Source organism: Undibacterium paludis (assembly GCF_022568815.1).
Lineage (GTDB): Bacteria > Pseudomonadota > Gammaproteobacteria > Burkholderiales > Burkholderiaceae_D > Undibacterium.
The window spans coordinates 164,232-190,425 of record NZ_JAKZHX010000002.1 but is presented as its reverse complement, the minus strand read 5'-3'; the positions used below and the strand labels follow the sequence as shown (position 1 = coordinate 190,425).

22 protein-coding genes and 2 pseudogenes are annotated in these 26,194 nt (G+C 49.5%); 14 read left to right on the top strand and 10 right to left on the bottom strand.

The window, feature by feature from the left end; all coding sequences use genetic code 11:
- Positions 1–84: 84 nt before the first annotated feature.
- From LZ463_RS05440 to LZ463_RS05400, 9 genes are all read left to right on the top strand, one after another.
- Complete coding sequence (locus LZ463_RS05440) at positions 85–561, top strand: OmpH/Skp family outer membrane protein (protein WP_241454820.1); 477 nt, start codon at positions 85–87, stop codon at positions 559–561.
- 5 nt (positions 562–566) lie between these two features.
- On the top strand, positions 567–1,628 hold the full coding sequence (gene lpxD / locus LZ463_RS05435; RefSeq protein ID WP_241454581.1) for a UDP-3-O-(3-hydroxymyristoyl)glucosamine N-acyltransferase: 1,062 nt from the start codon (positions 567–569) through the stop codon (positions 1,626–1,628).
- The gene (gene fabZ, locus LZ463_RS05430; protein ID WP_241454580.1) at positions 1,621–2,073 is read left to right on the top strand and encodes a 3-hydroxyacyl-ACP dehydratase FabZ; all 453 of its coding nucleotides are present in this window, start codon (positions 1,621–1,623) and stop codon (positions 2,071–2,073) included. Before lpxD ends, fabZ begins: the two co-directional genes overlap by 8 nt.
- 8 nt (positions 2,074–2,081) lie before the next feature.
- Positions 2,082–2,870, top strand: coding sequence for an acyl-ACP--UDP-N-acetylglucosamine O-acyltransferase (lpxA, locus tag LZ463_RS05425; RefSeq protein WP_241454579.1), 789 nt, complete (start codon positions 2,082–2,084; stop codon positions 2,868–2,870).
- Between the two features lie 9 nt (positions 2,871–2,879).
- Positions 2,880–4,034 carry a lipid-A-disaccharide synthase gene (gene lpxB, locus LZ463_RS05420; RefSeq protein WP_347176242.1) on the top strand — a complete coding sequence of 385 codons (1,155 nt, stop codon included), beginning with the start codon at positions 2,880–2,882 and terminating at the stop codon, positions 4,032–4,034.
- A gap of 75 nt (positions 4,035–4,109) precedes the next feature.
- Complete coding sequence (locus tag LZ463_RS05415; protein WP_241454578.1) at positions 4,110–4,889, top strand: TatD family hydrolase; 780 nt, start codon at positions 4,110–4,112, stop codon at positions 4,887–4,889.
- A gap of 8 nt (positions 4,890–4,897) precedes the next feature.
- Positions 4,898–5,566: an ankyrin repeat domain-containing protein gene (locus LZ463_RS05410; protein WP_241454576.1), complete on the top strand. Its 669-nt coding sequence runs from the start codon at positions 4,898–4,900 to the stop codon at positions 5,564–5,566.
- Positions 5,567–5,939: 373 nt separating this feature from the next.
- Positions 5,940–7,673 (top strand): ABC transporter permease, encoded by a 1,734-nt coding sequence (locus tag LZ463_RS05405; protein WP_241454574.1) that lies wholly within the window; start codon positions 5,940–5,942, stop codon positions 7,671–7,673.
- A gap of 64 nt (positions 7,674–7,737) precedes the next feature.
- On the top strand, positions 7,738–9,039 hold the full coding sequence (locus LZ463_RS05400; RefSeq protein WP_241454572.1) for an ABC transporter ATP-binding protein: 1,302 nt from the start codon (positions 7,738–7,740) through the stop codon (positions 9,037–9,039).
- 27 nt (positions 9,040–9,066) lie between these two features.
- Here the strand turns inward: LZ463_RS05400 and LZ463_RS05395 are convergent, their stop codons facing one another.
- The 3 genes from LZ463_RS05395 to imuA are packed head-to-tail and all read right to left on the bottom strand — an operon-like array spanning position 9,067 to position 14,442.
- A complete protein-coding gene (locus LZ463_RS05395; protein WP_241454570.1) occupies positions 9,067–12,225 on the bottom strand; it encodes an error-prone DNA polymerase in 3,159 nt (1,052 codons plus the stop codon).
- An 11-nt stretch (positions 12,226–12,236) separates the two neighbouring features.
- Complete coding sequence (locus LZ463_RS05390; RefSeq protein WP_241454569.1) at positions 12,237–13,805, bottom strand: Y-family DNA polymerase; 1,569 nt, start codon at positions 13,803–13,805, stop codon at positions 12,237–12,239.
- On the bottom strand, positions 13,705–14,442 hold the full coding sequence (imuA, locus tag LZ463_RS05385) for a translesion DNA synthesis-associated protein ImuA (protein WP_241454568.1): 738 nt from the start codon (positions 14,440–14,442) through the stop codon (positions 13,705–13,707). The genes LZ463_RS05390 and imuA overlap by 101 nt, the downstream gene beginning before the upstream one ends.
- Positions 14,443–14,647: 205 nt before the next feature.
- Between imuA and LZ463_RS05380 the strand changes: the two genes are divergently transcribed.
- Positions 14,648–14,875, top strand: coding sequence for a hypothetical protein (locus tag LZ463_RS05380; protein WP_241454567.1), 228 nt, complete (start codon positions 14,648–14,650; stop codon positions 14,873–14,875).
- Between the two features lie 100 nt (positions 14,876–14,975).
- Here the strand turns inward: LZ463_RS05380 and LZ463_RS05375 are convergent, their stop codons facing one another.
- Positions 14,976–15,464: a nuclear transport factor 2 family protein gene (locus LZ463_RS05375; RefSeq protein WP_241454566.1), complete on the bottom strand. Its 489-nt coding sequence runs from the start codon at positions 15,462–15,464 to the stop codon at positions 14,976–14,978.
- Positions 15,465–15,529: 65 nt separating this feature from the next.
- On the opposite strand from LZ463_RS05375, the gene LZ463_RS05370 reads away from it, so the two are divergent.
- Positions 15,530–16,048: a winged helix-turn-helix transcriptional regulator gene (locus tag LZ463_RS05370; RefSeq protein ID WP_241454565.1), complete on the top strand. Its 519-nt coding sequence runs from the start codon at positions 15,530–15,532 to the stop codon at positions 16,046–16,048.
- A gap of 103 nt (positions 16,049–16,151) precedes the next feature.
- On the opposite strand, the gene LZ463_RS05365 is transcribed toward LZ463_RS05370, so the two are convergent.
- Positions 16,152–20,195 (bottom strand): Pls/PosA family non-ribosomal peptide synthetase, encoded by a 4,044-nt coding sequence (locus LZ463_RS05365; RefSeq protein ID WP_241454564.1) that lies wholly within the window; start codon positions 20,193–20,195, stop codon positions 16,152–16,154.
- Between the two features lie 398 nt (positions 20,196–20,593).
- On the opposite strand from LZ463_RS05365, the pseudogene LZ463_RS05360 reads away from it, so the two are divergent.
- A pseudogene (locus LZ463_RS05360) lies at positions 20,594–21,295 on the top strand (GNAT family N-acetyltransferase); the annotation flags it as partial.
- Between the two features lie 144 nt (positions 21,296–21,439).
- Here LZ463_RS05360 and LZ463_RS05355 read toward each other — a convergent pair.
- From LZ463_RS05355 to LZ463_RS05340, 4 genes are all read right to left on the bottom strand, one after another.
- Positions 21,440–22,207 carry a SprT-like domain-containing protein gene (locus tag LZ463_RS05355; protein ID WP_241454563.1) on the bottom strand — a complete coding sequence of 256 codons (768 nt, stop codon included), beginning with the start codon at positions 22,205–22,207 and terminating at the stop codon, positions 21,440–21,442.
- Positions 22,208–22,386: 179 nt separating this feature from the next.
- A complete protein-coding gene (gene map, locus LZ463_RS05350; RefSeq protein WP_241454562.1) occupies positions 22,387–23,187 on the bottom strand; it encodes a type I methionyl aminopeptidase in 801 nt (266 codons plus the stop codon).
- A gap of 4 nt (positions 23,188–23,191) precedes the next feature.
- On the bottom strand, positions 23,192–23,782 hold the full coding sequence (locus tag LZ463_RS05345; RefSeq protein WP_241454561.1) for a TetR/AcrR family transcriptional regulator: 591 nt from the start codon (positions 23,780–23,782) through the stop codon (positions 23,192–23,194).
- 600 nt (positions 23,783–24,382) lie between these two features.
- Complete coding sequence (locus tag LZ463_RS05340) at positions 24,383–24,544, bottom strand: hypothetical protein (protein WP_241454560.1); 162 nt, start codon at positions 24,542–24,544, stop codon at positions 24,383–24,385.
- 6 nt (positions 24,545–24,550) lie between these two features.
- Here LZ463_RS05340 and LZ463_RS05335 point away from each other — a divergent pair.
- A pseudogene (locus LZ463_RS05335) lies at positions 24,551–24,769 on the top strand (IS3 family transposase); the annotation flags it as partial.
- A gap of 229 nt (positions 24,770–24,998) precedes the next feature.
- Positions 24,999–25,184 carry a CopG family transcriptional regulator gene (locus LZ463_RS05330; RefSeq protein ID WP_241454559.1) on the top strand — a complete coding sequence of 62 codons (186 nt, stop codon included), beginning with the start codon at positions 24,999–25,001 and terminating at the stop codon, positions 25,182–25,184.
- Positions 25,185–25,311: 127 nt separating this feature from the next.
- Here the strand turns inward: LZ463_RS05330 and LZ463_RS05325 are convergent, their stop codons facing one another.
- Positions 25,312–25,656 carry a zinc ribbon domain-containing protein YjdM gene (locus LZ463_RS05325; RefSeq protein ID WP_241454558.1) on the bottom strand — a complete coding sequence of 115 codons (345 nt, stop codon included), beginning with the start codon at positions 25,654–25,656 and terminating at the stop codon, positions 25,312–25,314.
- Positions 25,657–26,194 lie beyond the last annotated feature (538 nt).

The window sequence follows — 26,194 nt, the reverse complement described above, 5'->3', positions numbered from 1 at the left end:
GTATCGGCCATATTTGTTTTAGTACGTGTTACGGAGATTATTTTGAGTCAACATATTACCCCGACCAAATTGTTGCAACGCTTGATGGTTTGTGCGGCTTGTATTCTTAGCGTTGCTCAAGTACAAGCTCAGGATTCCAGGATAGCCATTTTTGACTCTCAAAGGGTGATGCGTGAATCTGTACCAGCAAAAGCTGCTGAAGCCAAGTTGAAAGTTGAATTTCAGAAGCGTGGCGAAGAATTGGAAGGCCTTGCCAAAAAATTCAAGGCAGCTGCTGAAAAATACGAAAAAGATGCACCGATATTATCAGAGTCAGACAGGATCTCACGTCAGCGCGAAATCACGGAACTGGATCAGGCATTCAAGCGTAAGCAAAGAACCTACAACGAAGACCTGAACCAGCGTCAGAACGAAGAAATTGCATCTCTGGTAGAGCGTGCGCAGAAAGTGATCAAGCAGATTGCCGAAGCGGAAAAGATTGATCTGGTTCTGCAGGACTCCGTCTACCATAGTGCCCGCATCGATATCACTGATAAAGTACTTAAAGCACTGTCTAAATAATTCCTATGACCGCGAGCATTCGGCTGGGTGACTTGGTCGATCGCTTCGGTGGTCAGTTGACCGGTTCTCCTGAAATTAGTATCACTGGCATTGCTCCCCTGGGGGAAGCCGGTGATTCGCACATCACCTTCTTGTCCAATCCCAAATTGCGTCAACAGGCAGCGGCTACACGTTCAGCTGCGCTGATTTTGACACAGTCCGATTTTGAACAGATTGGCAAGGACTATGCAGGCGTATGCCTGATCGTCCCTAATCCTTACGTTTATTTTGCCCGTGCTGCCCAGTACTTCGCGTCCTTGAATGCCATTCCGGCCGATGTGGGTGTACATCCGGCTGCGTGGGTTAGCCCTCAGGCTGTTATCGCCAACACTGCCAGCATAGGCCCGAATGTCAGCATTGATGCCGAGGCTGTCATTGGTGAGCATGTGGTGATCAAGGCCGGTGCCGTGATAGGCCGGGGTGTCAGCATAGGCGATCATAGCCTGATCCACGCCAATGTCAGCATCTATGATTACTGCATGCTTGGGCAACGTTGCATTATTCATTCAGGCGCAGTGATAGGCGCCGATGGCTTTGGCTTTGCTAATGAAAAAGGTCAATGGATCAAGATTCCGCAAACTGGTCGCGTCCTGATTGGCGATGATGTGGAAATTGGCGCCAACACCAGCATAGATCGTGGAGCCCTGGCTGACACCATCATAGAAGAGGGTGTCAAGCTGGATAACCAGATACAAATCGGTCACAACTGCCATATAGGTGCACATACTGCCATGGCCGGTTGCGTCGGGGTCGCAGGCAGCGCAAAAATAGGCAAATACTGTACCTTTGGCGGCGCAGCCATGGTACTTGGGCATTTGACGATAGTTGATCATGTCCATATCTCATCAGCCAGCATGGTATCGCGCTCCATTCTTGAGCCCGGACAATATACCGGTTTTTATCCTCTGGCAAAAAATGCCGAATGGGAGAAAACTGCTGCTATCGTACGCAATTTATCGGGTATGCGTGAAAAAATGCGCTACCTGGAAAAAACCATCAAAACACTGACAGAAAAAGATCATGAATAGTCTGGACATCAATCAAATCAAAGAATACCTGCCACATCGTTACCCCATGTTGCTGGTCGATCGCGTGCTGAGCTGGGAAAATGGTAAAACCATCACCGCAATCAAGAATGTGACTGCGAACGAAGAGTTCTTCAACGGACATTTCCCAAACAAGCCAGTCATGCCTGGTGTGCTGATGATAGAAGCAATGGCGCAAACAGCAGCTTTACTATCCTTTTTGACCATGGGGCAGAAACCTGATGAAAATACCATTGTATATTTTCTCGGTATTGACGGCGCGCGTTTCAAGCGTCCGGTTGAGCCCGGCGATCAGTTGAAGATGGAAGTGGAAATCCTCAAGGTTGCCCGTGGTATCTGGAAATACAAAGCCCGGGCAACGGTTGACGGGCAACTGGCCGTAGAAGGCGAGTTGATGTGCACCATGCGAACGAAAGATGAAGCATAGGAGAGGTAATGCATATCCATCCAACAGCGCTGATCGATCCCAAAGCCAAACTCGATAGTACGGTTGAGGTTGGCGCCTATTCGATCATCGGCCCCGATGTGTCGATAGCAGCAGGAACAAAGATTGGCCCGCATGTCATCATACAAGGTCATACGACGATAGGTCGTGACAATGATTTTCATGCATTCTCGTCGATAGGTGGCCCGCCGCAGGACAAGAAATACGGTGGTGAAGTCACTTACCTTGAAATCGGTGACCGCAATTTAGTTCGTGAATTCTGCACTTTCAATTGCGGTACGGTGCAGGACCGTGGCATCACCAAAATAGGCAGCGATAACTGGTTTCTGGCTTACGTGCATGTTGCCCATGATTGTACGGTGGGTAATCACACGGTTTTTTCCAACAATGCCGCGCTGGCAGGTCATGTGGAAGTAGGGGACTGGGTGATCATGAGCGGCTTCTCTGCGGTTCATCAATTTTGCAAGATAGGCCCGCATGCCTTTGTTGGCATGAACACCAGCCTGACTCAGGATGTGCCTCCGTTTGTGCTGGTATCAGGCAATCCGGCCCAGGCTCACGGTGCGAATCTGGAAGGATTGAAACGCCGTGGTTTCAGCCGTGAACAGTTGAATGCCATCCGCCAGTCTTACAAATTGATTTACAAGTCTGGTTTGACCCTGGACGAAGCCAAGACGGCCCTGGATCAGCATGCAGCAGAGCTCGATGCTGATGCTGCTGCCCAAGTCAGGCTGATGCGTAATTTCCTCGATACTTCTGCACGCGGCATTGCCCGCTAAGGACAGCGCGTGACAGCTAATCGCCCCATCATCTCCATGGTCGCCGGTGAAACTTCCGGCGACATGCTGGCCGCGCGCATGCTGTCCGGCTTGCGCCCCCGTCTGCCAGATGCGCTGATGCATGGCATAGGTGGTCCACGCATGGCTGAGCACGGCTTTGTCAACGACTGGCCCATGGACAAGCTGTCTGTCCGTGGCTTGTTTGAAGTGCTTGCGCATTATCGTGAAATCAGCGGCATACGCAACAAGCTGAAGCAACATCTGCTCAATGAACGTCCCGATGTTTTCATCGGCGTGGATGCTCCTGACTTCAATCTTGACCTGGAAATCCAGCTCAAGCAGGCGGGTATTCCCACTATGCATTACATCAGCCCCTCCATTTGGGCCTGGCGTCGCGGCCGCATCAAGAAAATTGCCGAGGCAGTATCGCACATGCTGGTGGTCTTTCCATTTGAAGAAGAAATTTACCGGCAGGCAGGCATACCCGTCACTTATGTAGGCCACCCATTGGCGCAAGTCATCCCTATGGAACCGGACATGGCAGCGGCCAGAGATGAATTAGGTCTCGATAAATCGTCGCGGGTAGTGACCATACTGCCGGGCAGCCGTCTGTCTGAAATCAAATACAACACTGAAGCCTTTATCCAGACTGCAAAAATCCTGTGTCAGCGTGATCCGCAATTGCAGATCGTGGTACCCATGGCCGGCGACAAGCAGCGCAGTTACTATATCAAGCTGGTGGTCGATGCAAAGCTTGATAATGTGCCAGTATTGCTGATAGACGGGCGCTCGCATACGGCGATAGCTGCAGCGGACACCGTACTGGTCGCATCGGGCACGGCATCACTGGAAGTCGCCCTGTTCAAGAAGCCCATGGTCATTGCCTACAAGATGATGGAAGCCTCGTGGCAAATATTACGCCATATGGGCTACCAGCCCTGGATAGGCTTGCCAAATATCCTTGCGCGTGAGTTTCTGGTGCCTGAATTTTTGCAATCGGCAGCCAAACCTGGAGTGATGGCCGATGTGATCTGGCAGCAGTTGAATGACAGCACCTTGCAAAACAGTCTGAAGCAACGCTTTGTCGACATGCATCATTCGCTGTTGCGTGACACTGCCAACGTCTCGGCGCAAGCCGTATTACAATTGATTTCAGCATCCTGAACTGAAAACTGTCCCTGTCTTTATCCATTCGTCTTTGTTGGCAAAAGACCGTTTACCTCGAAAAGTAGTGCAAGCATGTACGTTGATTCTCATTGCCATATTAATTTCCCGGAGCTGGCTGAGCGCATGCCGGATATTCTTGCCAAGATGGAAGAAAACGGTGTAACGCATGCTCTGTGCGTATCCGTTGACCTGCCTGATTTCCCCCAGGTGCTGGCCCTGGCTGAACAATATCCGCATATCTATGCCTCTGTCGGCGTGCATCCGGATTATGCCGATACACCAGAACCTACAGCGGAACAATTGGTCGCATTGGCAGATCATGACAAAATTATTGCCATTGGTGAAACCGGCCTTGATTATTTCCGTCTCAAAGGTGACCTGGAATGGCAGCGTGAGCGCTTCAGACAGCATATCCGCGCATCACGCCTGTGCCGCAAACCTCTGATCATTCATACCAGGGCTGCTGCAGAAGACACGATAAGGATTTTGCAGGAAGAGGGGGCAGGTATACAGCAAGGCGGTGTTGCCGGTGTCATGCACTGCTTTACCGAATCACTGGAAGTGGCACAAGCGGCGGTAGAGCTGGGGTTCTATATTTCCTTCTCAGGCATACTGACTTTTAAAAGCGCCAAAGAATTGCAGGCAGTAGCCAAAGCCCTGCCTCTGGAACGCATACTGATAGAAACTGATTCCCCTTACCTGGCGCCTTCACCGCATCGCGGCAAAACCAATGAGCCTGGTTTTGTCAGGCATGTCGGCGAATTTCTGGCTGATCTGAAAGGCATATCCGTCAAGGAAGTACAGGAAAAAACGACAGAAAATTTCTTTACGCTGTTCAAATTTGCCCATTGAGCTATCCAATGCCATCAGTCAGGTCTTACACATTGTTCATTTCGCGCTGTATGGCTTGTCTGCTACTTTGGCTTGCGTCTTCACATGCCTTTGCTGATGATCAGGAAGACTTGCTGTTTGCCGTGCGCTTTGATCAGGTCAGTGACGTACAGAATTTTCTGAAACGCGGCATGAACGTGAACGCCGTTGAGGCAACCCGTGGAGAAACCCTGTTGATGGTAGCCTTGCGTGAAGACTCAAAAAAAGTATTCCCTGTCCTGTTGGCGCACAAGGACATTGCACTCGAAGCCAGGGCTGCAAATGGCGACACCATACTGATGCTGGCCAGTTATCTTGGCAACTTACCCATGGTTAAGACCTTGATAGAACATGGAGCAGAAGTCAATCAGCCTGGCTGGACTGCATTGCATTATGCGGCGGCGGGTGGCCATAAGGAAATCGTCGCTTTGTTGCTGGAAAACTTTGCTTATATTGATGCCGAGTCGCCCAATCAGACAACACCGCTGATGATGGCCGCGCGTTCAGGCAAGCTTGATATTGTGAGCCTGTTGATTAGCGAGGGTGCTGACCCCGGTTTAAAAAATGCACTCGGGTTTACTGCACTGGATTTTGCCATGCAGGTTGAGCAAAGAGAAATAGCAGCATATTTGAAAGAACGCATGCAGGATAAAAAATAATCTTGCTTTTTGCGATGCAACATCTTGCTTACAAAAGCGAGTCCATGTTAAAGTTCGCGCATCTCAATTTCGGAGCACTATCTGTGGACAGTTATAGTTGTCGATCTTCATACAACATGGCAATGTAAGCACAGATTTTCTCTTGCTACCTTGCCATACCGGCGGGTAGTAGTCTCTCGCAGCCTTGCAGCTGCATCTTCTACTCATACAATCATTTAGTACGCATAAACACTATTGTTGCTGACTGGCGTATGCCTGTCCTTGTGCGATTGTGTTCATCCGTACCTGAAATTTGTTCGTGCATCATGTGCATGTGACAGGAGGAGTGGTATGTCCGTACATATTCTTTTTAACTGTACAGGAGTGGACATTCATGTTTGAGTTGTTCCATTTCCAAACCCGCGACACCATCAGTGAGAGCAAAGGACCCAATCGCTGGGACTGGGCCTTGTTGCCCCTGGCGCTGGCTCTGCTTGGTATCTTCGCATTTGCCGCGATGCAGATGAGCCGACCATTTGCAGTTGGTCAGGCTTTGGAGATCAGCCTTGATCCCCTGTACTTGCCTTATTATTTGCTGCGCACGATTTTACGTATGTTCACGGCCCTGGGATTTTCCCTGGTCTTCAGCCTGGTGTTTGCTGCCATTGCCGCCAAATATGCTGCGGCTGAAAAAGTCATGATACCGGCGCTCGATATTCTGCAATCTGTACCGATTCTTGGTTTCCAGGCGATTGCCATTGCGCCGTTCATCGCTTTGTTCCCTGGCAATTTGCTGGGAGTGGAGTGTGCTGCTGTTTTTGCGATTTTTACATCGCAGGCATGGAATATGGCATTCAGTCTGTATCAGTCCATACGTAATGTGCCCGCTGAATTGAAAGAGGCAGCGCAGATATTCCGGCTCTCTGGCTGGCAACGTTTCTGGCGTCTTGAGTTACCATTCGCCATGCCAGGTTTGTTATGGAATATGATGATGTCCATGTCGGGTGGCTGGTTTTTCCTGGTGGCGGCTGAAGCGATTTCTGTTGCCGGACAAGACATCAAATTGCCCGGCATAGGCTCATATATTGCCGTGGCAATTGAAGCCAGGGATGGCATGGCCATTACCTGGGCTATTGCGGCCATGCTGATCGGTATTTTGTTGTACGACCAATTGTTTTTCCGCCCCTTGCTGGCCTGGGCAGACAAGTTTCGCTTCGAAGAGTCTCAGGGTGAGACAGCACAGCAATCCTGGCTGTTGGACTGGATGCGCAACAGCCGCCTGTTCCGCTCATGGATTGCCAGGTTCTGGCGTTTCACCGGACGTGGTCTTGCATGGTTCAGTATCAAACCAGGTGAAGTTTCCATACAGGGCAATGGCCGCTTCCGGCATCCGGCATGGACAAAAGTCTGGGACGCCATACTGCTGCTCAGTTCAGTGTATGCCGTGTATCGCTTATTGATCTTCATCCATAGTGATGTTGGCTGGAGTGAGGTGGCTCATGTACTTGGCTTGGGTATGCTGACCTTGCTGCGGGTGCTGTTGCTGATTGCACTTGCGTCCTTGTTCTGGGTGCCAGTGGCTGTATGGATAGGCTTGCGTCCTCAGTATTCACAAAAAGTACAGGCCATGGCGCAATTCCTGGCAGCTTTCCCGGTCAATCTGATGTTCCCGCTGGTGGTGTTTGCCATGGTGACTTTTCAGTTGACACCAAATATCTGGCTCAGTCCCTTAATGGTATTTGGTACACAATGGTATATCTTGTTCAATGTGGTTGCCGGTGCCGCCACCATACCGAATGAGTTGCGCCTGGCAGCAGACAATCTGGGTTTGAAGGGATGGCTGAAGTGGAAGCGGGTTTATCTGCCTGCGGTTTTCCCCAGCTATATCACCGGCGCCATCACGGCCAGTGGCGGTTCATGGAATGCCAGCATTGTTGCCGAATATGTGACCTGGGGTAAGACCACATTGGTAGCCGATGGCCTGGGCAGTTATATCAAGCAAATGACAGAGAGCGGTGATTTTCACCGTATCGCCCTTGGTATAGGCGTAATGTGTGTTTTTGTGATGCTGTTGAATCGATTCTTCTGGCGCAAGCTGTACTTGCTGGCCGAAGATCATCTGCGCTAATAGTGCTGCAGCATATCGAAATCAAAGCTTCATCAGATGATTTGTCACTGTAACGGAATTCAAGATGACACAAAATTTACTACTGGACCTGAATCAGGTCGCCAAATCCTTCAAGGCTGCTGATGGTAAGTCGCGCCTTATTCTCGACAAAGTCGATTTCCAGTTGAAAGACGGCGAGATTGTTGCATTGCTCGGCAAATCCGGCTCAGGCAAATCGACACTATTACGTATCATGGCCGGCTTGATACCTGCTGATACGGGCATGGCGAGCTATCGTGATAAAAAAATTACTGGCCCGGTTGCAGGTATTGCCATGGTGTTCCAGTCTTTTGCCTTGTTCCCCTGGCTGACTGTGCAACAGAATGTGGAACTGGGTCTGGAAGCCCAGGGGGTGCCTGCGGCTGAGCGTGAAGAAAGAGCGGACGCCGTATTGGAATTGATCGGTCTGGCGGGTTTCGGCGGTGCCTTGCCACGTGAATTGTCAGGTGGCATGAAGCAGCGTGTTGGCATTGCCAGGGCACTGGTCACCAATCCTGATGTCTTGTTGATGGACGAAGCGTTTTCTGCCCTTGATGTACTGACGGGTGAAACCCTCCGCAATGACATGCTGGAATTGTGGGAGGAAGATCGCATTTCAACCAAGGGCATCCTGATCGTATCGCATAATATCGAAGAAGCCGTCATGATGGCTGATCGCATCATTATCCTGTCCAGTGATCCTGGTTGTGTCAGATGTGAAGTCAAGATTGATTTGCCAAGGCCACGTGATGTGGATTCGCTGGAAGTCCGAGCCCTGATTGATGAAGTGTATGGCTTGATGACTATGCGCGCCACTCATGGAGCAGCAAGTGATACCCCGAGCGGCCATCACCTTGGTTACCGTCTGCCAGAAACCGATGTCAGCCGTATCGAGGGTGTCCTCGACCTGCTGGCTGAAGCACCGTTCAACGGCCGCGCTGACCTGCCACAATTGGCAGAAGAAGCAGAACTGTCTGATGAAGAGCTGTTCCCTACTTATGAGGCATTGAGTCTGCTTGGTTTCGCTATCCTGGAGAAGGGTGACATCATGCTGACACCGTTGGGTAAGAAATATGTTGAAGTCGAGCAGGCGCATAAGCAGGAACTGTTTGGCCAGCAATTATTAACTCATGTACCACTGGCTGCTCATATCAGGCGTAATCTTGAGGCAGAAGCAAGCGGCAGCCTGCCGGAACAGCCGCTGATCGATTTGCTGGAAGAGTTCCTCAAAGCTGATGAAGCCAAGCGTGTACTGGAAGTGGCTATTGAATGGGGCCGTTATGGTGAAGTCTATGAATATGACTACCATACCGGTCGCCTGACCTTGCCAGAAACCAACGACGAGTGATGCAACAAGAGGGCTCAGTAGCAGGTTTCAGCAAAAATCCCTGCTGCTGATTTCGAGTTGCCCCAATAAATGGGACATATCGACCAGACGTTTGGCAACCAGATGACGAACTTCGGCTTCGCATTGCCAGATGCCATAAACCCCAAGCAAAGGAGCACTGAGGACTTCGCTACGCTGTTTTTCCAGCAAAGAAGGCCAGATGATCACATTCACTGGCCCGGTCTCATCCTCTATGGTGATAAAGACGACACCATTTGCCGTTTGCGGCCGTTGCCTGACCGTGACGATGCCGCAACCGCGGGCAAACTGCCCTTGCTGGAAGGTATTGAGCATTTCTGCCGGCAAAAATCGCCTGGCCAGTAACTGCGGACGTAGCAATGCCACCGGATGGCGTTGCAAGGTGAAACCAGTAGCTCGAAAATCACTGAAGATTTCCTGCGCCTCTGTTGGTGTTTTCAATACGGGTATTTGCTCCTGTATGCTGGTGGATTTTAATAAATCCTTATCCGGCAAGGCGCCAACGGCTTGCCACAATGCCTGCCTTCTGTGCCCGGCCAAGGAAGCCAGGGCATTTCCCGCTGCCAGCACCTGCAGATCATGCTGGCTCAGTTGTGCTCGTTTTGCCAGGTCATGTACATCGGCAAACGCATGTACGTTGCGGGCTGCAGTAATGCGCAGGGCGGCGTCTTCTGACATGCCATGCAATAAGGACATGCCCATACGTACGACAGACTGGGCCGTGCCAGTGAAGCTGTTATAGCAGGTTTCCGCTTCCAGCGATGAGTCCCAGTCACTATGAGTAACATCGATGGCCCTGATCTGCACATCATGACGACGTGCATCCTGTATCAACTGCGATGGTGAGTAAAAGCCCAGGGGTTGGGAATTCAGCAGGGAGCACAGGAATACCGCAGGCTCATGGCGCTTGATCCAACTGCTGAAGTAAGCCAGGATGGCAAAGCTGGCTGAATGGCTTTCAGGGAAACCATAGTCACCAAAGCCTTTCATCTGTTCAAAAATGGCAAGCGCAAATTCTTCCTTGTAACCGTTCTTGAGCATGCCATTGACTATTTTGTCTTTGTAGCCTTCCAGCCCACCTTTCCGCTTCCAGGCGGCCATTGCCCTGCGCAGACCATCTGCTTCTCCTGCGGTGAAATCAGCCGCATGCATGGCGATCTGCATGACCTGTTCCTGGAAAATCGGTATTCCCAATGTACGATCAAGTGCCGCCCGCATGCCAGGATGTTCGTGTTTCTCAGGTTTTTGTATACCTTGACGTCTTTGTAGATAAGGGTGAACCATGCCGCCCTGTATCGGACCTGGACGGACGATGGCAATTTGTACCACCAGATCATAAAACTCGCGCGGTCTTAAACGTGGCAACATGCTCATTTGTGCCCGCGACTCGATCTGGAATACCCCTATGGTATCAGCCTTGCACAACATGTCATAAGTAACAGGGTCTTCCCTGGGGACTTCCTGCATGCACTTCGGCTTGCCAGGCAGGTTGCGCATCAGATCGAAAGCCCGTCTCAATGCTGACAGCATGCCCAGGGCCAGTACATCGACTTTCAGCAGGCCTAATGATTCCAGGTCATCCTTATCCCATTGAATCACGCTGCGATCCTTCATCGCCGCATTTTCTATGGGCACCAATCGCGACAATTTGCCACGCGAAATCACAAAACCACCGCTATGCTGGGATAAATGACGTGGAAAGCGTAATAACTTTCGTGTCAGTGAATCCCATTGCTGCGCGAGCACAGATTCGGTTTCCAGCCCGCATTCACTGAAGCGCTTCAGCAATTCTTGTTTATCGTCAAACCAGCGATGAGATTTTGCAACGGCATCAACAATTTCCAGGTCAACACCTAAGGCTTTGCCGACGTCACGCAAGGCGCCCCGCGGATGGTAGGTGTGGACGGCTGCAGCCAGCGCAGCACGGTCACGACCATACTTGCCATAGATGTACTGCATGACTTCTTCCCTGCGCTGATGCTCAAAGTCGACGTCAATATCCGGTGGCTCACCTCTTTCTTTTGACAGGAAGCGCTCAAACAGCAAGGGATGCTTTTCCGGGTTGACTTCCGTAATATGCAGACAATAACAGACAACAGAATTGGCGGCAGAACCGCGCCCCTGGCAAAGTATGTTCTCGCCCCTGGCGAAGGTGACAATGTCGTATACAGTCAGGAAATAAGGCTCATAAGCCAGTTCATTGATCAAGCCCAGTTCATGCTCTATCGTGTGTTTGACGTGCAAGGGCAAGCCTTGCGGATAGCGTTTTTCTGCTCCCTTATAAACTTCCAGTTTTAAATAGCTGGCTGGCGTTTCCCCCTTAGGTACAAGTTCATCGGGGTATTCATAACGTAACTCTTCAAGAGAAAATGTGCACAAACTGGCAATGCGCAGGGTTTCTGACAGTGCAGGGAGAGGGTAGATATTTGCCAGGCGCAAGCGTGATCGCAGATGCTGCTCTGCATTCAAATTCAGTTCGTAACCACATTCTGTAACCGGTTTGCCTATGCGTATGGCGGTCATGGTGTCTTGCAAAGGCTTGCGTGAGCGTACATGCATGGTGACCTGACCTATGGCGACCACGGGTAATTGCAGCATTTGTGCGGTCTGATAAATTTGCTGCTGCTGATATTCATCAGCTATCTGTGTTAGCAAATTCAAACCCAGCCAGGCGCGCCCAGGAAAAGTCTGCGCAAGCCAGGTGGACTGCCTGTGCAACACGTCTGGTACAACCGGGTAAGACGGAACAAGAATGAGCAGGCAGTCTGGTAAGCCAGCCAAATGTACCAAATCTTTGTCGGGGCTGGCAAAATCATTGGTCGTCAGCAGATAACTGCCCTTGGCGCTGCGTCCGCGACCAAGGGTGATCATTTCTGACAGATTGCCGTAGCCTTCGCGGTTTTGCGCCAGGGCGATCAACTGAACAGCAGCTTCAGACCCGTCATCAAGCTTGAAGTGCGCGCCTATGATCAGTTGCAAATCAGTTTTTTTTGCCGCTGCATGCGCCCTTGCTACGCCAGCCAGGGAGCACTCATCGGTAATGGCCAGGGCGCGATAGCCAAGGGTGATGGCGCGCGCCACCAGTTCTTCCGCATGTGAGGCGCCATGTAGAAAGCTGAAATTACTCATGCAAAACAGTTCTGCATAGTCGGGCAAAAAAAGGCTCATGCTGATCACCTTTATCCAAATATCCCATGCAGGAACCAGACAGGATCGTCACTATCGGGGTCAGTTGCCCGTTCGCGGTAAACCCAGTAGCGTACATGCTTGTCATCAATGGCAATAAAATAGTCGCGTGCCTGCAATTGTGTGTCCCACCAGCCGGCTTCTATACGTTCTGCCGGTGAAATCAGCTTAAGCTCGGAGCCATAATAAGGACGGTGTTGCCTTACCTCCAAAGCCAGGGTCTGGGCTAATAGCCAGTATGGTCGCAAGACATTTGCCTGACATGCTTGCTCAGTCGTCTGTTCAGTTGCCTGGGGCGGGCGTTTTTTCAGGACTGAAATCCATCTGTTCGCCACGTCGGCCCTGTAGTCCGCTTGTGGCGCTGGCTGCAAGACATGGTCCTCACCAAGACGTGCTACCAACAACTCCAGCAGACGCTTATGCTCATCCGCCTGCCCGCCAGGTTCGGGGAACAGGGCATAACTTTGTGCATGGCGAGCCATGGTTTGTTTGACTTCCAGCAGCATCCCTATAACGGCAGAATGCAATGTAAGCTGCGTCAGCTTTTCTTTGAAAAGACTGAGTAAATGCGACTCTTGCCAGCAGGCTTGCGCCAGTTGCAGATCAAACAGGGTGGGGGGAATGGCCTGCCGTCCTCGTTCATGGAATAGCTCCATATGAATATGCGTGACCGCCAATTGCTGTGCAGTCAGCCAGCCCAGTAACTGTGCCAGCAGGCTGCGCGCAAACACAAGCAGCGATTCTGCTTGCTCTATGCGGTCTGGCAATTCCACCTTAACCTTGAATTCCGGTGCTGCCACATGCCATTGATGTACCTCAGCCTGTTCACCATAGACTTGATCCAGTTCCTTGAGCAAATCTTTACCACAGCGTCTTTGCAAGCCGGGCCGCGGCAATTGGCGTAAATCTGCCAGACGATAGCAGGCTATGCCCTGCAATAACTCAACCAGGGGCCGGGCAGCGACAAGCAGGCCGACAGGCAGCGCATCCAGATGCTGTGACAGTCTTTTCATGCTCAAGACATGGAGCCCCCATCGTCTTTTTCGTGCTGCTTGCCTGGCAAGCAGGCGGGCGGCCCCGGGGATGGGGGCTATTCCTGTCGTCGCAGTAAAACCCAGGATACGCATGCTGTCACGAATACGTCTGAGCAATGCACGGATACCATCAAACAAGACCAGGCTGGCGGTGATATCCATCAATATGCAATTATTTTCTGCCAATGTGACCTGTGGAGAATACTGTAGCATGGCCGTTGCCACTGCCTGCAAGGCCAATACCTCTTTTCCCTGATCACGTTGATAGCATTGTGCTTGCGGCAGCAGCATTTGCACGCCACCTGCACGCATCCCTGTGCGTACTCCAGCATGGTAAGCACAGGCAGACATGGCTGTAACTCGTCCCTGGTATAACACAACATCAGGGATAGCTTCTTCATGATGCAGCAGAGTGCTGACAAACACTTCAAGCTGAAGTAAAGGCAGGTGTATGGCGATCCACAGTGGCGGACGGTCTGCCTGCGCTGTAAACGGGTGCCTTAATGTTTTCTTTACCTGGGTAAGCATAGGAATACAGATAGGGGTGCATAGGAAGGCGCAGTTCAAGCGGCGAATCGCGCAGGCTACCTCGACGTTTGACCATGCTGACGGCCAGCCCAGTTGAGCTGGTTTGCACGCTAAGTCTGAGCGGGGCAGGTGAGGCCTGCTGCATCGCCTGCATGCTGCGCATTAAAAAAAATAAGGTTTCAGAACTTTGCGCAGCCAAGTGCAGACGGCGCAAAGTTTCACTGCGAATGGTCGATGCCCAGAATAACAGGGCGCCGCAACTGCCATTGCGTAATATCTGTTCAGCGGCCCATAAGGCATCAACATGCTTATGACAACGTATCCATATCAACTGGGATATTTTCAAGCCTGTAGCAGAAAATGCCAAAGCATGCGGTATATGGGGCGGTGTCAGCAAAACCAGTGGCTTGCCATCCAGTTGCTTCAACGCCGGCATCAGCAGACTCAATTCGGCTATGCCTGCCTGTGGCAGCAGGAGTTCTGTTAATTGCCCCAGAGGCCAGCCGTCACCTGGTAACTCAGTTTTTAATTCTGCATACCCGCTGGGAACATAGGCACCATGTCCACGCGCCAGTTGCGATGCCTTCCACAACGCGGGATGTATGCATTCAGGAGGGATGGAGGAAAGTTGAGCCATGATACATATACTGATTAAATACACAGTATATGTAAATCATAAGCAGACTTCAAAATATATTTTTACAAGAGGGAAGAAAACCACAGTGTTACATTTAACTGATTGTTTATACAGTATTTTATGTTAAAGTGCGTTCATGGACAAGCGAACTGATTCAAATATGGCTGTCCTTCTACTGCATGCAATTCATACGGAGATTGAAATTATGGCAAACCTTGACCAGTCTTTTGATACACGCTTCAGCCTGCAATTCGCCCCGACCTCATTCTTGGTGCGCCTCGGTCGTCGTGAGATATTTGTTTGTCGTGACTTCCGCCAGCGTGCTTACTATGTCAATCCCATACTCGATTGCAGTACTGGGGTACAAGCCGGTCATCTTGAAGTTTTATTCCTGCGCAAATGGCTGATCATTCTGTCCAAAGCTAATTGGTAATAGATGTTGCTGTATCCAGATGTGCTTTGGGCTTGTTCGAGTGTCAAAGACCAGGATATCTGCCGTGTAGCCTGGGCTTCATTTGCTAAATGCTTGAGCATCAGCCATGCAGAAAAGGTCCTGCCTCTGGCCAAAGTTTGTCTGTAATCGGGCCAGCCAACGCTTCTTCACATCCTTGTGATGCGCTCCAGGCCAGGTAACGGGCACAGCGTTGTGTATCTTCCAGCGTATGGATATATGAAATTTTGCCCCATTGCATACGCATGAACTGCATCACAATATTCCGGTAAGGCCCATCTGGTTCATGTGGCACGATAAAGTCCATCATCACATGGATACGAGTATTCCAGGGCGGACCTTGCACCGCAACCTCCCTGACCACAAAGCGCAAACCCGGGAAAAGCCGATATAAGCGCTGCCACCATAAAGCCATCGAGGTCTGTGAATTGCGCAAACCAGAAATTGGCGAATCCCCTTCAAAACGGTAAACGAAGGTGGCAGCAAGGCTGTTCAGCATGGGCAGGGCATTACCTTCGCTGATGGCGGCAAAGACCTTGCGCAATTTTCTCTCTACGATATAAGCATACATGGCTGACTTTCACTGGCATAATGCAAGTAATATAAACAATTTACTTGCATCAAGCAAGACAAATTATGGAGCGTAGTTCCTTTGCCGATTTTTCATGTTCCATTTCACGCACGTTGGAGGTTGTCGGCGAGTGGTGGACACTGCTGATTTTGCGTGACCTGTTCCTGGGATTTGAGCGTTTTGATGAAATCCAGCGTAACCTCGGCCTGGCGTCGAACGTCTTGACAGCCCGTCTCAAGCGTCTGCTGGAGCAGGGCATCGTAGAACGGCATACCGATTTGCAGGACAAACGGGTCTGGCGCTACACCCTGACTGAGCAGGGTAGGGACCTATACCCGGTATTACTGGCATTGACGGCCTGGGGGGATAAATGGCGTGCGCCAGGAGGATTAAAACCTTTACATATACGTCATGCAAGTTGCCAGCATGTGAGCAATGCAGTACCGCACTGTGCAATATGTGGCGAAAAAATGCGGCTTGACAATATCTCGTTTGAAGCAGGGCCAGGCGGGCGGGAAGCACCTGGCACTGCACTGATAGGACAAGTACTCAGACAGCACAAGCCAGGTAAGCCAGAAAAGTGAAGAACTTGGGTCTGCTGGCTGTCAGATTTGGCAAGGACATTTACGTATCTGTCCGGGCCTTGTTTTCAATAACCGGGCAGAAAATCCTGTCACTTATCAAGCTTCAGGCATTTGTCATGGCAGCCGGGCAACCCCGCCAGCTGGAGTTGACAGGGATATATTCCCCTTTCATGACCAATGTCATCGCTCCCAGGCTGGCATCATCAGCCACAACTGCACTATACAAGACCGAACTGCGTGGCCCCATATACACACGCTCACCGATACTGACATGGTCGATTTTCATGACCCTGTCCTCAAACAGATGTGTCTGCGGACAAGCCAGGGCATTGATTTCGCTATAGTCGCCGATACTGACGCAATCAAATTCAGTGATATCTGTGGTATCCATGTAAACGCCTCGGCCTATCCTGGTACCAAGCAGGTTGAATACCAAAGGTAGCCAGGGTGTGCCACGTAAATAGCGCATGAAATTGGGGACGGCTATCCCTTCATACAAATTGGTAATGCCTTCTGATATCCAGACAAACGGCGTCCACATGGGTACACTGCTTTTTTTGTAACGGAAAATCAACAGCCATTTCAATGCCAGCACAAAGGCAAAACTACCAATGCCATACAACAAACCGGCCACTACCAGATAGTACAAGACCTCGCCCCAACGATCATCGCCGGCCAGCGGTATCAAATCCAGGACGATGGTATAACCGACGGCAATCACCATCGCATGCGGCGCAATGATGCGGAAAGCCTCGATCAATCCACGTCCCAACCTGCGTATTGGCGATGGGCTGAAAGTCAGGTTTTCCGGGAAGCCTTTGACCTCTTCACGGGCAGGCAAATTGATTGCCGGTGAGCCAAGCCATGTATCGCCTTCGCGCATTTGATGATTATCAGGCACGCTCGTATGCACGCCTATCAGTACATTCTCAGGCAAAATCGTGCCATCCGGTACATAGGCACCGTTGCCGACAAAACTGCGGCGCGAAATCACTGTCGGATGCATCGTCATCCAGCCGCAATCAATTTGTTCGTCACCAAGCAAGACTGCATCAGCGATAAACGTCTCATCACCCAGGGTCAGCATATCTGGCACCACGCCAAGTGCTGTTGAAATTTCAGCGCCGCGTCCGACTTTGGCGCCCAGCAGGCGATACCAGAATGGCGCATACACGGTGGCATAGACGCCATGCAAGACATTCAGGCTGGATTCCTGGATTTGATTGACCAGCCATTTGCCGCAATAAGTATTGCCATGTACAGGGTATTGACCCGGTTTCAAGGTTGGCAAAACACTCCAGCGTATGCCGGCAGACAACAGGGCGGTACACACAATCAGCACAGCCGTCGCAGGAAATGCCAGCAAAAAGTACTTGGCCAGCTGAAAAATGACAGAATTGCTCTGTAAGGCAGGGAAAAGCTCAGAATTATCAAACCAGTCTATCGTCACAAAACTGGGGAAGACCGGCATGAAAAACAAGGCGCTGATCAGCAAGGAGCCAAATATAAAGAACACCAATTCACCAAGCAGACGCAAGCGTGAAACCTCCGGCCTAGGTGGAAAGAGTGACGGATCAAACGAGCCTGCATCCCTGGCCGGGGAGCCTTTCCATATTCTCGATGATGGAATGCGCTGTCCGTCACTCAAGGCAGACTGGCCTTCCAGGTGGCCGCCAGCTTCTATATGCACATTGCCTTCCAGTACAGAATATGAGCCCACATAAGCCTCATCGTTCAGCGTTATCACGCCAAGCAAGAGTTCTCCATTTTGTACACGCGCATTTTCAAAATTACAGGCATTACCGATATTACAGCGATCACCAATATTTAATAAATCAGGCGCGCGCAGTGTCATTGAACCTATGATGACATCACTGCCTATTTTGGCACCGAGCGCACGCAACCATAAAGAATACAAAGACGAGCCGCTGAGCATATAGGCCGGTGCTGCCTCCACCAGCCTGTCAGCCAGCCACCAGCGATAATAAGTCCAACCCCACAAAGGATAGCGACCAGGTTTCAAACGACCGGCGATCAGCCATTTGCCTAAAATGGCAAAAGCGAACTCAAGCAAAGTCAACAGCAGGAAAACACCGACCGACAGTAAAACTGCCCTGGCAATCGAATCTTCGGGATCACCAGTCAGAAAGTGATAGGCAAAAAAGGGCGCCAGCCACTGCACCATACGCATGGCCACCAGCCATGGGATGGCAAAAGCCTGGCCCAGGCCACAGAGCCAGCGCTTCCACTCCGGCGTTTGTACACGCACGGTCTTGCTTTCAGCACTCGCAGCATCCTGTGCCTGGCCGGTCGATTCCAGCACAGCAGTCAGGTTGACAACACTACGCTGCGTGTAAACATCACTGATCCTGAAATAGGCAAAACGCGGATGCTTGCGTAACAGCGAAACCAGTTTTGCAGCCATCAGCGAATGGCCACCAAGATCTGCAAAAAAATCTGATGTTCTTTGTATCGGCTGCCCTGGGAAAAGGCTGGCCAGAGCAGCAAACAAAATTTCTTCCGTTTGGTTTTCAGCAGTATCAGATGCCGTATTGGGCGCCTGCTTGAGCAATTCGACTTTCTTGAGTGTATTACGGTCTATTTTTCCCGATGTCAGTCTTGGCATCTCAGATAAATACTCGAACCTGGCAGGTACCATGTACACAGGCAATACCTTGGACAAGGCAGCGCGCAACTCTGTTGCGTGCTTCGCAAAAGCAGTTACACCGCTGTCGGCCGGTAACGCATCATTGACGACAAAGGCAATGATCTGGTCGATATCATCATCTTTACGCAGCACCACGGCAACTGCACCGACGCCACTCTGTTTTGCCAGTACCGATTCAATTTCCCCAAGCTCAACCCTGAAACCACGTATCTTGACCTGGTCATCGGCACGTCCCAGGCACTGCACCGTACCATCAGCATTGAAACAGGCCAGGTCGCCAGTACGATACAGGCGTTGCTCAAATTCATTACGAGCCCAAGGATTAGTCAGGAATTTTTCAGCAGTCAGGTCCGGCCGCCCCAGATAGCCGATAGCTACACCAGGCCCGGAAATACACAACTCGCCCGTTTCACCTGCTGGCAACAGACGCAAGCCGTTTTCAACATCAGTAGCAATCACCAGCAGAGAGTAATTTGGCAAAGGCCGGCCTATGTTCACTGCCTTATCCGGCTGGAGTTGCGCCAGGCTGGCAGATACACTGGCTTCGGTCGGACCATAGGTGTTGAACATTTGCCGTCCGGGACGCGACCAGCGCTTGACCAGCACTTCAGGACACATTTCCCCCCCAAGATTGATCAACCTCAGGCTATCCACTTCGTGACTGAACAAGGCGAGCAGGGTGGGTACCGCATGCAAGACGCTAATATTGTTTTCATTCAAAGCAACAGGCAAAGCATCGGGGTCAGCAGTAATTTCCCTGGGGGCCAGCCATAGGGTGGCGCCAACCAGATAGCTAATCCAGATTTCTTCAAAGGACATATCAAACGCCAGTGAAAAACCCTGATAAACGCGATCTTCATGACGTATGCCTAGTACGTGATTTTCACTGCGCAAGAAATGACAGATGCTGGCCTGATTCACCAGAATGCCTTTGGGCTTGCCGGTAGAGCCAGATGTATAAATCACGTAAGCCGGGTCCGTGCCTTTAACTGCGCTACGACGCATCAGCACTTGTTCAGTCTGGGCAAGCGCATCTTCGGCCAGCCATTTCTGGCAACTCAACTCATCCAATGAAGTTTTAAGTGCCCTGCAGCTCAATATGCCGATCGCATTGGCATCATTGAGACAAACAGCAATGCGATCTATGGGAGTATCAGCATCAAATGGCAACCAGGCAGCACCAGATTTGGCGATAGCCGCCTGCATGATCAATAAATTGATGCCGCGCGGCAGCCATAAACCAACAATTTTTCCCGGGCCTGCGCCGGCGGCAATCAATATTGACGCCACCCGGTCTGCATTGTCGTTTAACTGGCGATAACTCAGTGATTGTTCCGCATAAATAAGTGCAGTCTTGTCTGGATAAGCCAATGCGCTGGCTTCCAGTAAATCTGCCAATACTTCTTCGCGTAAAAAATCAGGTTTTTGCTCGCCGTATAAAATATCTGAACTTGCTATGGTGCTGCTAAACGAATGCATAAAAAATCTAAAAGAGAAAGGTCACTAAATATAGGCTAAATCTGGCGCAATATTGCCAAATACTTCCTCGTGTTGAGAAATCACAACTAAAGAAACCAGTTTACCATTTTGATAAATTCAAAATTGAGGAATAAATTTTTTTTTGCAAATTCATACATTGAACAACAATTCCGGTTGCTTTTGCATTTGAGAATTTTTTACGACTTTCAGCAATACGATTTTGCTACCGATATCCCACCTGTGAAGATTATCTGAACCTATTCACACTTTGCTTTAACACGTTAAAGATTTGGCATTCTGAAATATCATGAATTTGGCACTTTAAATATCGGTAGAGCCCACTTACCATATATGCAGGAATCAGCATTTTGCTGACTACATGGCGATAAAGGCAAGACATGACGACTAGATTGAATGAATATCAACAACCCATCGGCACTCCCGTACCCGACTGGGTAGCCCGGCCACGTCCACAGCACGTCGTCATGGAAGGGCGCTATTGTCGCCTTGAACCGCTGGATGCAGCGCGCCATACAAAGGATCTGTATGCCGCATACAGCAAAGCAGTTGACGATCGTGACTGGACATACCTGTTCGTCGGGCCGTTCACCGATGAAGAGAATTACCGGGCATTCGCAGAAAATGCAGCGGCAAGTGCCGATCCCCTTCATTTTGCTGTCATAGACCTGAAGACCGGACATGCCGTCGGCACCATGGCATTGATGCGTATTGATCCTGCCCACGGCGTTATTGAGGTCGGTAGTGTCGCATTTTCTCCCGACTTGAAACGCACCCCAGTTTCTACCGAGGCGCAATACCTGCTCATGAAATACGCATTCGAAGACCTGGGGTATCGGCGCTATGAATGGAAATGTGACAGCCTCAACGAGCCATCACGCAAGTCTGCTGCACGTCTTGGTTTTCAGTATGAGGGGATATTTCGTCAGGCCATCGTCTATAAGGGCCGTAGTCGGGATACAGCATGGTTTTCTGTCATAGACACTGAGTGGCCAGCTTTGGATCGGGCGTTTACAGCGTGGTTAAATCCGGAAAACTTTGACGAACATGGTGTGCAGCGCAACACCTTGTCTGCCATGCGCAGGCTATTGATACAGAAGTAAATGCCGGACAACTACAAAGTCATTGATGACAGACCAACTTGCTTGTTCAGCGACACTATTAAGCCATGATTTTTTCGCATAGTGACTATCAGAGTCAGAATGATCAGTTATGATGACCTGACTCTATTCAGTCAAAAAAAGCATGTCACAATCTTCGCATCGCACACGAAGATCGGGCTTACCCCAGAGGTTGGCCAAACAGCCGGGACACGAGTATTTTGTTTTTGACCTGGCTTTTTGCCAATCTGTATCTTGCACCTGATGCTGAAAATTAGGGATGAGCTGCGCCATCGGGGCATTCAATAATTTTTCTGCGCTTGAGATGGGCAGTATCAATTCCGGCGCATCCTGCGCCACCGACAGTTCCGAATTCACGATTTGCTCTTGCTTGGCAACCCAGCGATCCACCCATTTGAAGTGGTAACCAGAAGCGACCAGGGCTAGCGCAGCCTGTTTGAACAAGCCATCTTCGATGACATAATCCGACATCTTTTGCCCCACCCTGTCACCACCAGCCTGGCCGGTAGAGCTTGGCATCAAGCCTATGGCCTCCATTTTCTCTGACCATTCCCAATTATGGTAGCCAGTCCGGCTGGGAGATCCAAATTCATGTTGCCAGAGATGGCATTGCTCGTGCACCAGGGTCTGGAATACTTCCATCAACTTGCGATTTGCAAAATAACCGGGGTTCAGCGCGATCTCATGCACATCATTATTGCCGTCAGTACTCCAGCGTACCGCCGAAAAATAGCCCATGGTGTTCTTTTCACGCTGGACGGTAATCAGGCAGTGGGGCAGGGCACTGTTGAAGAGCATAGCATTGAAATGCTCATAGGCATGCTGTAAGCGGCCATAAAACTCAGCAGTAGGTTTGATTTTGTTTATTTTCATTTAAAGAATGTATCGTACGATACATATAATATCAAAAACAATATCAAAAAAAACGAAAGGCACGACCTATCGCCTGTATAAATTGCAGATCAGGGAAAATGACAGGGAAGAGGGGGCAGGTGCATTATCAAGCCCTGGCTTGGCGATCCATGTGGACAGCCAGGTCGTGCTTTACAAAATCAAGCCTGACGCTCCAGTGCTGACGACGTAAAAATTTCAACGCCGGTTTCGGTAACACCAACAGAATGTTCAAACTGTGCCGACAAGGAGTGGTCTTTGGTAATGGTAGTCCAATTGTCGCCCAAAGTCTTCACATCTCTTTTACCAGCGTTGAGCATGGGTTCAATGGTAAAAATCATCCCCGGCTCGAGAACTACGCCAGTACCAGCTTTTCCAAAATGCAGCACCTGCGGTGCGTCATGAAATACACGGCCGACACCATGCCCGCAAAAATCCCGCACTGAAGTGTAGCGGGCAGCGCGCGCGACAGCTTCGATCGCAGCGCCCACATCACCCAGAGTCGCGCCCGGACGAACTGTGCGTACTCCCACCATCATTGCTTCATATGCCGTTTTGACCAGACGTCCAGCCAGAACAGAAACTGCGCCCACTTCAAAAGTGCGACTGCTGTCTCCATGCCAGCCATTAAATAAAGGGGTTACATCAATATTGACGATATCACCTTCACGCAAAATTTTGTTTGCAGATGGGACACCGTGCGTCACCACATGATTGACCGAGATACAGCTCGCATGCTGATAACCGTGATAGCCTATCGTCGCCGGCACACTGCCAGCAGCACGCATAAACTCTTCACATAACGCGTCCAGTGCTGCAGTCGACACGCCAGGCTTGACGTGAGGCGTAATGAAATCCAGGGTATCAGCAGCAATCCTGCCGGCTGCACGCATGGCAATGAATCCATCCTCATCATGCAAAGGGATGGGCTTGCCGTAATCAGTTTGAGTGGAGTAGCGCATTATCTTAATTGATGGATGTCATGTTCAAAGCACATACGGCGTCATGTGAAGCTCGTAGAATGGTTTCGACATTGACAGGGATTTCCTGATTTTGAGACAGATAGGGTTTAACGATCGCAATTGGTGCGTCAATCAGCGCAAAGCGTAAATGATGTCTGGTGATTTCAGTATCGCATTCAAATATGCCAGCACAGCGTTCAAAGCAAACATCCAGTTCAGCTTGTTCGGCTTCAAGTTGTGCCTTCAATTCAGCAGGCAGTGCCCCGCCAAAGTCAGGGAAGTCTTCAAATTGCAGCAAAAACCTGGCATAGGCAGGTTTGTTGCGACACCAGTTTAATAACGCAAGAACAGCAGGCCAAGTATTGCCCTGTTCCCAGAATTGAGCGACTTCCCGTCTGAAATCAGACTTCACTTTTAACCAGGCTCGCGCCAGTATCGCACTACGCGAATCAAAGCGATGATATACAGAGCCTATAGGCGCCCCCACCTTGACTGCAATAGCCGACATGGAAACGGAGGCGACACCACATTGCGCAGCAATGTCGATAGCACTGTCAATAAAATTGTTTTCTGTATATTTTGCGAGTCTGACCATGCAAATAGAATATAAATTCTATTTGAAATTATCAACATGAATTATCAAGACAGGCAAAATCACATCATAGATCGTGTTGAATTCAAGGATTAAAATTTCAATAATTCAATTAATTATCATCCATAGTTAATGTAAAGTATTCTATAACGAAGCCCCCAAAAAAAATCATGCAACCAGCATCTGGGCTTCGTATAAAGCGTTGTTCTCATTTTGTCCGAGTTGCCGACCGACAACTTGCTGACAGATTGTGTACACCGTGGCCAGTGATGATTCCATATACCGTTCGTTTGCACAAAGTTGTTCCCAAAAGCGGATCACTACAAGTTGATGTCATTTGTGACAGAAATCCGTTCTGAGGGGGGAGTGATTGAATTGAAATATTCAACAAGGGTCAAGAAAACTGCTGGAAAGCTGCTTGTTTTGTGGACGCTATAATTTCTAGCAATTTGCAGCGCCATGCGCGTAGTTTATTTTACATAATATAAATTATGCGTAATTATATGCCTTATGAAATTACGTAAATTTGTTAATTTTATATCGTGGGCTGGATAACATTTCCAGCCCACTTTTTATTGTCTGAAACGGCTCAAAATTAACTGATTACATGATCTGTGTCTTGTCCGGGACTTTCAGTCTGAACCGGGCTGCATAGTCCGGGTCCGGCTGAGTGTCGACGACAAAACCTGTCGGTACCAGTACTACTGCCTGTTCATGGAAATAATCCACATCCCGTAACACCGGGCGCGTATTGGGCCGGCTCACCAACTACGATGTACCATCAGCCGCAAAGGAAATGGCTGGGATAATGCGCCCACCGAGAGCTGGTTTAATAGTTTCAAGAATGAGCGTTACCATGGAATTCGTTACGCAACCCATGACGCACTGAAGGCAGCAAGCTTTGAATATATTGAAGTGTTTTATAATCGAACCCGCCAGCACTCAACATTAGGTTACCGCTCGCTGGTTCAACTGAGCTTCCCTCGGTAATTAGTTCACCATCATTTCAGGGGAAGCTCAATCTCTCCTTTTGCAAGGACCAACTGTCAGGTCAAATCGAAACTAATACTCCTAAAGAGCCCCAAAAAATGATGCGTTGTACGTTGCAATAAGTACAAATTTTCTGGTCAATTGAGTTTTATTGAATTCGTATTAAAAAAAACTCAAAAATCATTATAATTAAATTATAATACATCGTTACTAAAGATATAGGTTATTTATGGAAAATAAGACAGCCAGGCTCACAGTGTTGGTCGACCCAGTAAAGAAAAAAGCTTTCGAAAATTTATGCGCAAGCCAAGATTTGACGCCATCACAAGTAATTCGACAATTAATGCGTGAATACATGGAGCGCAATGGCGTTGAATACAGCACAAAAACCAAAGTCGGTGGGTTAAAGAAGTAATTTTGCGCGCCACTTCCAGCATTGGATCGCCCCATTTTCTGGTTACTGAAATTTTAATTTATTTGAAGCGAATAAACACATGATCCAGAATGGGTACAATAGCAAGTATCAGCAATATTACAGAATATCAAACCTTTTTCACAAACTCTGACTTCAAACTCATCGCACCAAAACCGTCAATCTTGCAATCAATATCGTGATCACTATCGACAAGGCGAATGTTTTTTACTTTTGTACCCATCTTCACAACTCCGCCCGCACCTTTTAATTTTAAGTCCTTTATGACTGTCACAGTATCTCCATCCTGGAGAATGTTGCCAGCTGAATCGCGATAAATCCTGGTGCTTTCCGCCATCGACTCGGCTGCCACCTGTTTGCTCCATTCGTAAGCGCATTCGGGACAGATAAATTGATCTCCATCCTCGTATGTGAATTCAGAATGACATTTGGGGCATGAAGGCAGAGCGCTCATAATATTGTCCAATACAGTAAAACGATCATTAAAAAAAACAAACAGTATCTTGCAAGGAACAGACACGGATTGCTAACCGCACTACACACGCGATTTAACTGCGTCAATACAGGAACATGTTATGCGCAGCATTAATCATTAGATATGACTCCAGAACTGTGTCCGTCATCGAGCAAGGTTGTATGTAGTTACAATTTCATTATAATACGATTAGCATCATTTGTAGAGAGTAAGAAAACAAAAACAGTCGCGCCAAGCCATCATCTAAACCAAGCCCCCTTGACGTACAGTTTTTCAACCTCCGTGGTCATCCCGTCTATGGTCTGAAACCGGCACTATCGCACAGCAGCGTAAGCGTCCAAACCGTCCCATATATGAATTGATACTTAGTTTGACGATACTTCAGTTTTTTTAAGCTGAGAAAATCAGAAAGACACGAGAAGAGCACAGAGCCTACTCATTGGTCGCTAGTACCCTGAGTTAGAAATTCGTTGAATTAATTTCTGGTTCAGTTGTCCGATACATATAAGTTTTCACA